Below are 9,089 nucleotides of genomic sequence, written 5' to 3' on the forward strand. Positions count from 1 at the left end.
GCCGGGCCGGCACCGCGCCTCCCGTCCGTCGGCTGGTGCGGTCGACCCCCGATGGTGAGCAGAAATGGTCGGGTCCCGTTCGGGGACCCGACCATTTCTGCTCACTGAGCGCGCGTCCGCGCGCTCAGAGGTTCAGGGGGCTGCCGTCCTGGACGATGATGCCGTCGGTGATCGCACGCTTCCGCAGCGCCACCTTCGTGCCGACGTCGAAGCCCGCGACGCGGTACTTCTCGCGGATGCGCTTGAGGTAGCTCTTCGCGGTCTCCTCGGAGATGCCGAGCTGGTACGCCACGCTCTTGACTGGCTCACCGCCGCCGTACAGCGCCATGACGCGGCGCTCCTGGGCGCTGAGCTTCGGCACGCCGCCGACGTCGCCGCTGTTGATCGCCAGGTCGAGCTCGGCGGAGACGTACTGCTCGCCGCGCTGCGCGGAGCGGATCGCCTCGACGATCATCTCGGCGTCCTCGCTCTTCACGAGGTAGCCGAGGGCGCCGGAGGCGAGGGCCTCGCGGACGACGTTCGGCTCGGAGTAGGTGCTCATCACGACGGTCTTCACACCGGCGGTCTTGAGCGTCGAGATCTTCAGCGAGACCGGGATCGAGTCCTTGAGGTCGAGGTCGAGCAACACGACGTCGACCGGGAACGCCGGGCTCGTCAGGAGCTCGGGCCAGGTGGTGACGGCGGCGACGAGCGTGATGTCGTCGGCTGCGTTGCGGATCCACTCGGTGAGCGCCCCGAGGAGCATCCTGTGGTCGTCGACGAGTGCGAGTCGGATCGGTTCCTCTGGAGTCGCCATGGTGGCGTCCTTTCTCGGGGGCGGTCGTGGGCCGATCCTAGGCGGACGGGCCACGTGGCACGGGCAGGCTGGTCAGGGTGTCCGGCAGTCGGGCCAGCCGGTTCCGTGCGACGACTACATCGACGGATGTCGGTCGACGACGCAGTGCGCGACCACGTGCAGGACGCCGTCGCGGACGGAGTCCTGGTACGGACCGATCCGCTGCAGGGCGCTCCACGCGGTCGGACCGAGTCGGCGACGGGGGACACCGCGCGACTCGAAGACGATCGGGACGTCCATCGTCTCGTCGGTGACGGGGTGTCCGTCCGAGCCGACGGGACCGAGGGTCACCGAGACGACGGGGGAGCCCGCCTGGGTCTGCTTGCCGTCGCCGACCATCTGCCACAGCGTCTGCAGCAGGCCGTCGCGCTGTGCGGGCGAGAGGTGGCCGGCGAGCGACTGCGGGTCGGCCACGCTCACCGAGCGTCCGAGGTTGTCGGACTCCGTGATCGCGTGGTAGAGCCAGGTCTCGCGGCGACCCTCGATGAGGTGCAGGCGCAACTCGGTGGCGAGCGAGGCGGCGACCGAGGCTGAGGCGTCCGAGAGCGGGAGTGGATCGCTGCCGTTGGCGACGGCGTCGAGGAGCTTCTCGGCGGCGAGGTCGAGCCGGGCGAGCTCGTCGGAGGCGAGCATGCCGACGGCGAACTGCGGTGCCTGCACGTTGCTCTGCACGAGGACCCGGTCGAGCTCGCGCTGCACGAGCTGGCGGAACCGGTGCACCACGAACAACGCGATCGACGGCGGGACGGTCACGAGCGCCACGGTCGACACGATCGCGGGGAGGGTGTCGCTCGTGATCGGCGTCGACGCCACTGCCATCCCGACGAACGCGAGGCCGAGGACGGCGATCGCGGCGGCGACTTCGCGGGCCGGGCGCAGGGTCGCGACGGGCAGCAGCGCGAACCCGGCGGCGACGGACGCCGAGGCGGTGTGGGCGATGTCGTGCTCGGGCCAGATGCCGATGAAGTCGAGCGTCACGACACAGGCGAGGACGACGCAGATCAGCGCGAACGCGAGTCCGGTCAGCCGTTCGCCGTACGTGAGCAGGCTGAGCCCGACCCCGACGGCCGCGACGAGGTAGAGCGCCCAGGCCGCTGCCGGCAGCCACGGATCGGTGAACTCCGTCCAGCGGATGAGGAAGAAGACGATCCCCGCGACGGCCTCGATGCCGGTGAGGACCGCGGCGCCGAGTCCGAGGTAGCCGGCGCCGAGCGAGGCGCCGGGCTTGGCGGCCTGCCGCAGCGAGCGCGCGCCGGTGGAGGTGGAGGGGAGGCCGCGCGCCTGCCGACGTTCGCTGCCCCGGTACCGCTCCCGCGCCTCCCGTCTGGTGCGCGGAGCGGGCTGCACGGTCTCTCCGGGGAGGCCACGGCTGATGGTGTCCTCGGGGATGCGGGTCATCGCAGTGCCTCCTGCCGGGTCATCGCGGCGCCTCCAGAACGACGGTCGTGCCGGATCCCGGCGCGGAGAAGAGCTTCGCGTCGCCGCCGACCTCGCGGAGGCGGTTCACCACGCTCTCCTTGAAGCCGAGCCGTTCGGCGCTGACGTGGGTGAGGTCGAAGCCGACGCCGGAGTCGGTGACCATCGCGCGGACCATCTCGTTGTCGTGCACGATCGTGACGTGCGCTTCGCCGACGCCGGCGTGACGGCGGACGTTCTCGAGGCACTCGCCGAGCGCGAGCAGGAAGGCGTCCAGCACGTTGGAGGGGAGCAGGACCTGGCCGGTGCCGTGCCAGCTGACCTCGAGTCCCATGCGGCCGAAGCGCTGCTTGACCGACTCGAGGGTCTGACCGAGCGGGGACTCCTCTTCGCGCGTGAGCGAGTAGTCGCCGGACTGCTGCGGCTGCGGCGTCGCGCCGAGGCGGAGGTGGCGGAGGAGTCGGGCGTCCTCGGCGGCCTGCTCACGCATCGCCTGCTCGGAGACGCCCACGCCGGAGTGCGCGAGGAGCGTCAACGTGGCGAGCACGGTGTCGTGCAGGAGCCGCGCGCCCTGCCGCCGCTGCGCCTCGGTCTCGCTGGCCTGGCGCTCGGCGCGGTGCGCGGTGCCGATGCTGTAGATCCGGCGGGCGACGCGCGGGATGCTCCGGGAGATCCAGATCGTCACCACGGTGATGAGCACCCACCCCAGGAGTGCGCCGGTGACCGGTGCGGCCAGGATGCTGCCGCTCGCCCAGACGATCGCGACCACCACCACCGCGCCGGCGAGGATCGTCAGCCCGAGTCCGACGGGGTTCCCGCGCTGGGACATGAGCGGAGCCGAGATGCTGCCGGCCGCGAGCGGGACCACGGCGGAGGCGATGACCGGACGCACCGCCTCGTCGACGCCGAGCAGCAGGAGGGCCAGCGCACCGAGCCCCGACGCGAGGATGAGGGCCGTCCACCACACCGACGCGTTCCACCCGAACACCAGGAACCCGGCGATCATGATCGCGATGCAGGCGAGACCGCCGAGCAGCGGGACGACGGGGACGGCGAGGGCGCAGATCACCGCGACGACGGACACCAGGGCGCAGACGATGCCGACGACACGGGTCGTCGACCGGAGCAAGCGGTCGCGTTCCTGTGCGATGAAGTCCATCGGTGTCCTGGTCGTGGCGGTGTGCTGAGGGAAAACCGAGCCTGGTTCAGGCTGGGCACCACGCCATCATTCCACGCGCGACACCCGTTGGGGGGTGTTCGGCGCGCCCCGGTCGATCGGATGGTGCCGGGATTGTTATCGCGCGTGCGATGAGAACCGCGAGCCGCGGGCCGGCGTGCGACGTGGCTGGAGCATGCCGTGGTCCGGCGTGCGACGTGGCTGGAGCATGGCGCGGTGGGGCGTGCGGCTTGGCGGGCGCACGTCGCGTGTGCCCGCTCAGTCCAGCAGTCGCCGGAGGTGTGCGCCCACGGCCTCGTGCTCGATCAGGAACCCGTCGTGCCCGAACTCGCTCTCGATGACCGCCGCGCGGTCGCCGTCGAGGGTGTCCGGCACACCCACCGCGATCCGGTGCTGGTCCTCGATCGGGAACAAGCGGTCGCTCGACACCCCGACCACGAGCGTGCGCGCCGTCACCTGCGCCAGGGCCGCTCCGATGCCGCCCCGTCCGGCCCCGACGTCGTGGGAGTCCATCGCGTGGGTGAGGGTCACGTAGGAGCTCGCGTCGAACCGGCGCGTGAACTTGTTGCCGTGGAAGTCGAGGTAGCTCTCGACCGAGAACCGGCCGTCGTCGCCGAGCGGTGACACGTCGCTCTGCCACGAGCGCGCGAACCGCCCGTTCAGCTCGTCGGAGGCCCGGTAGGTCATCAACGCCATCCGCCGAGCCAGCGCCAGCCCGCGGTGGGGGCCGTCGCCGGCGTCGGCCTCGTAGTAGTCGCCGCCCGCGAACGCCGGGTCCATCTGGATCGCGGCACGCTGCAGAGAGTTCGCGGCGATCTGGTCGGCCGTGGTCTGCGCCGTGCTCGCCAGGACCGCGAGGCGCGCGACACGATCGGGGTGGGTGATCGCGAACTCGAGCGCGTGCATGCCGCCCATCGACCCGCCCACGACGGCCGCGAAGACGTCGATGCCGAGTCGGTCCGCCAGCTGCGCCTGGACGGCCACCTGGTCCCGCACGGTGACGAAGGGGAAGCGCGATCCCCACTCGAGGCCGTCCGGCGACACCGAGGACGGCCCGGTCGTGTCCTGGCACCCACCGAGCATGTTCGGCGCCACGACGAACCACCGGTCGGTGTCGATCGCCCGACCCGGGCCGACGACGTCACCCCACCAGCCCGCGGTGCGGTGACCGGGCCCCGGCGCTCCGGCGACGTGCGAGTCGCCCGTCAGGGCGTGGAACACCAGGACCGCGTTGTCGCGGTCGGCGTTGAGGGTGCCCCAGGTCTCGTAGGCCACGCGCACGGCCGGGATGCGTCCGCCCCGCACCCACTGCTCGCCGAGCGACGCGAAGTGCCGGGAGCCGGGGTGGTCGCCCGGGCGCCAAGCGCCGGTCACCGGGGGTTTGCCCAGGGTGCCGAGCTCGGTTCCGGGCACGAGGGTGGACGGCACGGAGTCCTCGGGGGTCGTCTGCCAGTCCATCGGGTCCAGTCTGCCCGGGAGGCGCGGCGCGGCCGACAGTGTTACGTCACGTCCGGCGCGTCGCGGGTCCACTGCGGCGGGTCGCGGTGGGCGGGCGGCGTTGCGCAGGGTGGGCGCCGTGCTCGGCGGGCGCCGACTCGGAACGACTTCGTCGACGCCGTACGACATCGACGTTGTCGTTGTCGGGCGCGTGCAACTGTGGGCGGGCGCAAGGAACGACGTGGTCGACGTCGTTCGACACCCGCGTTGTCGCTGTCGGGCGCGTGCAAGTGTGGGCGGGCGCAACGAGCGACGTGGTCGGTGTCGTACGACATCGGCGTTGTCGTTGTCGGGCGCGTGCAACTGCGGGCGTGGGCAACTATGTGCGGGCGCATGGAACGACGTGGTCGACGTCGTTCGACTCCCGCGTTGTCGCTGTCGGGCGCGTGCAACTGTCGGCGTGTGCAAGGAACGACGTAGTCGCTCGTACGACAGCGACCACGTCGTTCCGAGTCGGGCACGCCGAGCACCCGGGCGCCGCCCCGCGCCGGCACCGCCCCGCGCCCGCCCCGCCACGCGCCGGGCACTCCTACGCGCGCAGGCCCTCCTGCGACACCGCGCGGGCAGCGGCGAGCCCGGCCTCGAGGTCCGCCTTCAGGTCCTCGACGTTCTCGATCCCCACCGACAGCCGCACCAGCCCCGGCGTGACACCGGTCGTGAGCTGCTGCTCGGGCGTGAGCTGCGAGTGCGTGGTCGACGCCGGGTGGATGACGAGGGAGCGCACGTCCCCGATGTTCGCCAGGTGCGAGAACAGCTGCAGGTTGTCGACGAACGCCTTGCCCGCGGGCACGCCGCCCTTGAGCTCGAAGGACAGCACGGCCCCGACGCCCTTCGGCGCGTACCGGTTCGCCGCGGCGTACCACGGCGAGGTCGGCAACCCGGCGTACGCCACGGTCGCGACGTCCGGGTGTCGGTCGAGCCACTCGGCGATCTCCTGCGCGTTCGACACGTGCCGCTCGATGCGGAGCGACAGCGTCTCGATGCCCTGCAGCAACGCGAACGCGGTGTCCGCCGAGTTCGACGCACCGAGGTCACGCAGGAGCTGCACCCGGGCCTTCACGATGTACGCGAGCTCGTTGCCGACGGCCTCGGCGAAGACCGCGCCGTGGTACGAGGGGTCGGGCGTGTTGAACTCCGGGAACTTGTCCGGGTGCTGCGACCACGCGAACTTCCCGGAGTCGACGATGATCCCGCCGATGACCGTGCCGTGCCCACCGAGGAACTTCGTCGCCGAGTGCACGACGATGTCCGCGCCGTGCTCGAACGGACGGATGAGGTACGGCGTCGCGATCGTGTTGTCGACGATCAGCGGCACGCCGGACTCGTGCGCGACCTCGCTGACGCCGGTGATGTCGAGCACGTTGATCTTCGGGTTGCCGATCGTCTCGGCGAAGAACAGCTTCGTGTTCGGGCGGATCGCGCGGCGCCACTCGTCGAGGTCGTCCTGGTCCTCGACGAACGTGGTCTCGATGCCGAGCTTCGCGAGCGTGTACTTGAACAGGTTGTAGGTGCCGCCGTAGATCGACGACGAGGAGACGATGTGGTCCCCGGCGCCCGCGATGTTGAGGACCGCGTAGGTCTCCGCCGCCTGCCCGCTCGACACCAGGAGCGCCCCGGAGCCGCCCTCGAGCGCCGCGATCCGCTGCTCCACGACGTCGTTGGTCGGGTTCATGATGCGCGAGTAGATGTTGCCCGGCTTGGCGAGCGCGAACAGGTCACGCGCCTCGTCGGAGTTCGCGAACACGTACGAGGTCGTCTTGTAGATCGGCGTTGCGCGGGCACCCGTGGTCGGGTCGGGCTGCGCGCCGGCGTGCACCTGCGTGGTCTCGAACCGCCACTGGGCGGCGTCGTTCTGGGTCATCTCGTGCTCCTGTCCGGTGGCGGTCGTCGGTTCGGGTCGTCAGGTCGCCCAGCGCTCGGCCCAGGAGGCGCGGCGCGGCTGTGCGTCGTCCGTCACGGTACGCAGGTGGCAGCGTCGGCACCAGCGCGCCCGCCTCGGGGCGTAACGACCGTGGCGGGGCCGAGCCGCGCCTCCTGGCCCGCGCCGCACCGTGCGAGGTTCCGCACCCTGTGGGACGCGAGTGCCCCCGCACGGTGCGCGGCGGCTCGCACAGTGCGAAGAGCGAGCGTCCCTACGCCGGATCGCGACGGAACAACCACCGCACGTTCGGCTCGAGGAGCCAGCGCATCCCGCGGCGGACGAACGGCTGCGCGAGGAACAGGCTGACGGCGCAGGCGATCCCCACCATGAGCAGGACGTACGGCCACTTCGAGTGCTCCCCGGCGAGCACCCCGGACTCGCGGATCGGGTAGAGCACGAACGTGTGCAGCAGGTACACGTACATCGTCGCCGCGCCGAACTGCGTGATCCACACGTTCCTGCGCGGCACGAGCAGCAGGAACGACGCGGTGAGGACGGTCGCCAACAGCATCAGGCCGAACCGGACCGCTCCGGCCCACCACGCGTCCTCGCCGAGGCCCGAGTACGAGTCGTCGTAGAAGAACCAGTGGTGGAGGTCGAACTCCTTGAACTGGGGGATCCAGATCGCACACGACACCGCCCACGCCGCGAACACGGCTCCGGCGGCGATGCGCACCCGGACCACGATCCGCCGCGGAGCCTCGTACCAGCGGTCGAACAGCCCCCACTGCTTCACCTGCCAGCCGAGCAGGAAGAACGGCAGGAGGCTGATCGCCCGCGACAGGGACAGCGTGGAGTCGACGTTGTCGAAGTAGCCGACGCCGATGCTGAACACGACCGCCCAGAACAGCGGCCAGCGCAGCTGCGCGAGGTACGGGAGGATCAGCTTGAAGATCCCGAGCGCGAGCAGGAACCAGAGCGTCCAGGTCGGCTGCGTCGGGTTGAACGTCTTCCCGCCCTCGACCAGCGCCTGCACGACGGTCCAGATCGTCTGCATGATGATGTACGGCACCACGATGTCCGTGATGGTCCGCTTCATCCGGTCCGCCGTCGGGGTCGCCGCCGACGAGAAGTAGCCGCTGATCACGCCGAACGCCGGCATGTGGAACGCGTAGATGAAGGTGTACAGCGCCAGGGCGTGCTCGCTCGCCGCCGTCTGCCGCTGGATCGCGTGCCCGATCACCACGAGCGTGACCGCCAGGAACCGCGCCGTGTCCCACATCGGGATACGGCGCTTCGCACGTCCGGGCTCGAGCTGCGAGGCGGGCGCCGAGGGCGCGGGAGGGGCGGCATCCGTCGTCATCCCCGGTCACGGTACCTGATCGTGACCCTCCTGGATCGGTACGGTGGACCGGGACACCCACCCACCCCGTTCCGTTCCGTTCCGTCCCGTGGAGGAAGTACATGGCATCTCGTCGCGCAGTCGTCACCGGAGCGAGCTCGGGCATCGGAGCAGCGACCGTCCGGCTCTTCCGCGCGCACGGGTGGGATGTGCTCGCCGTCGCCCGCCGTGCGGAGAAGCTGGAGGCGCTCGCCGAGTCGACCGGGGCCGACGTCCTCGTGGCGGACATCACGAGCGCCGCCGACGTCGAGGCGCTGGCCGCGCGCGTCGAGGAGCTCGGGGGAGCGGACGTGCTCGTGAACAACGCCGGCGGTGCCTTCGGGTCCGCGTCGGTCGAGGAGTCGGACGTCGAGGACTGGCGCGCCATGTTCGAGGTGAACGTGATCGGCACGAAGCGGGTCGTCGCGGCGCTGCTGCCGCACCTCCGTCGGCGTGCGGCGACCGCCGGGAGCGCCGACGTCGTCACGGTGACGAGCACGGCCGGGCACGTGGCGTACGAGAACGGCGGCGGGTACAACGCCGCGAAGTTCGCCGAGCACGCCCTCGTGGCCGCGCTCCGGCTCGAGCTGAACGGGGAGCCGATCCGTGTCGTCGAGATCGCGCCGGGGCTGGTGAAGACCGACGAGTTCGCCCTCACCCGGTTCCGTGGCGATGCCGAGAAGGCCGCGGCGGTCTACGACGACGTGCCGGAGCCGCTCGTGGCCGAGGACGTCGCCGAGGCGATCGTGCACGCGGTCGAGCTGCCCGCGCACGTGAACCTCGACCTCGTGACGATCCGGCCGGTGGCGCAGTCGGCGCAGCACAAGCTCGCGCGCGGGAAGCTGACGCCGCGGGCCTGACGCCCGGCTCGACCGCGCCGCGCCGCGCACGCGCCCGGGCCGGCTCGGCCGCGCACCCGGCA

7 protein-coding genes are annotated in these 9,089 nt (G+C 71.3%); 1 reads left to right on the forward strand and 6 read right to left on the reverse strand.

Annotation, left to right across the window (positions count from 1 at the left end):
* Window positions 1-124: 124 nt before the first annotated feature.
* The 6 genes from Q7F20_RS16440 to Q7F20_RS16465 all read right to left on the reverse strand — a co-directional run bounded on the left by Q7F20_RS16440 (window position 125) and on the right by Q7F20_RS16465 (window position 8,149).
* A complete protein-coding gene (locus Q7F20_RS16440; RefSeq protein ID WP_305741146.1) occupies window positions 125-796 on the reverse strand; it encodes a response regulator transcription factor in 672 nt (223 codons plus the stop codon).
* Window positions 797-910: 114 nt separating this feature from the next.
* Complete coding sequence (locus tag Q7F20_RS16445) at window positions 911-2,233, reverse strand: hypothetical protein (protein ID WP_305741147.1); 1,323 nt, start codon at window positions 2,231-2,233, stop codon at window positions 911-913.
* Between the two features lie 19 nt (window positions 2,234-2,252).
* The gene (locus tag Q7F20_RS16450; RefSeq protein WP_305741148.1) at window positions 2,253-3,410 is read right to left on the reverse strand and encodes a sensor histidine kinase; all 1,158 of its coding nucleotides are present in this window, start codon (window positions 3,408-3,410) and stop codon (window positions 2,253-2,255) included.
* 276 nt (window positions 3,411-3,686) lie between these two features.
* Window positions 3,687-4,886 carry a homoserine O-acetyltransferase gene (locus Q7F20_RS16455; RefSeq protein WP_305741149.1) on the reverse strand — a complete coding sequence of 400 codons (1,200 nt, stop codon included), beginning with the start codon at window positions 4,884-4,886 and terminating at the stop codon, window positions 3,687-3,689.
* A 568-nt stretch (window positions 4,887-5,454) separates the two neighbouring features.
* Complete coding sequence (locus Q7F20_RS16460; RefSeq protein ID WP_305741150.1) at window positions 5,455-6,786, reverse strand: bifunctional o-acetylhomoserine/o-acetylserine sulfhydrylase; 1,332 nt, start codon at window positions 6,784-6,786, stop codon at window positions 5,455-5,457.
* Window positions 6,787-7,057: 271 nt separating this feature from the next.
* Complete coding sequence (locus Q7F20_RS16465) at window positions 7,058-8,149, reverse strand: acyltransferase family protein (RefSeq protein ID WP_305741151.1); 1,092 nt, start codon at window positions 8,147-8,149, stop codon at window positions 7,058-7,060.
* 101 nt (window positions 8,150-8,250) lie between these two features.
* On the opposite strand from Q7F20_RS16465, the gene Q7F20_RS16470 reads away from it, so the two are divergent.
* Complete coding sequence (locus Q7F20_RS16470; RefSeq protein WP_305741152.1) at window positions 8,251-9,027, forward strand: SDR family oxidoreductase; 777 nt, start codon at window positions 8,251-8,253, stop codon at window positions 9,025-9,027.
* Window positions 9,028-9,089: the final 62 nt, after the last annotated feature.

This window comes from Curtobacterium sp. A7_M15 (assembly GCF_030705415.1).
Lineage (GTDB): Bacteria > Actinomycetota > Actinomycetes > Actinomycetales > Microbacteriaceae > Curtobacterium.

What these genes read in the sequence shown, in the direction of transcription:
- Q7F20_RS16455 (WP_305741149.1), bottom strand. Translation starts at nt 4,886, where the DNA reads ATGGACTGGCAGACGACCCCCGAGGACTCCGTGCCGTCCACCCTCGTG.
- Q7F20_RS16470 (WP_305741152.1), top strand. Translation starts at nt 8,251, where the DNA reads ATGGCATCTCGTCGCGCAGTCGTCACCGGAGCGAGCTCGGGCATCGGA.
- Q7F20_RS16440 (WP_305741146.1), bottom strand. Translation starts at nt 796, where the DNA reads ATGGCGACTCCAGAGGAACCGATCCGACTCGCACTCGTCGACGACCAC.
- Q7F20_RS16465 (WP_305741151.1), bottom strand. Translation starts at nt 8,149, where the DNA reads ATGACGACGGATGCCGCCCCTCCCGCGCCCTCGGCGCCCGCCTCGCAG.
- Q7F20_RS16445 (WP_305741147.1), bottom strand. Translation starts at nt 2,233, where the DNA reads ATGACCCGCATCCCCGAGGACACCATCAGCCGTGGCCTCCCCGGAGAG.
- Q7F20_RS16450 (WP_305741148.1), bottom strand. Translation starts at nt 3,410, where the DNA reads ATGGACTTCATCGCACAGGAACGCGACCGCTTGCTCCGGTCGACGACC.
- Q7F20_RS16460 (WP_305741150.1), bottom strand. Translation starts at nt 6,786, where the DNA reads ATGACCCAGAACGACGCCGCCCAGTGGCGGTTCGAGACCACGCAGGTG.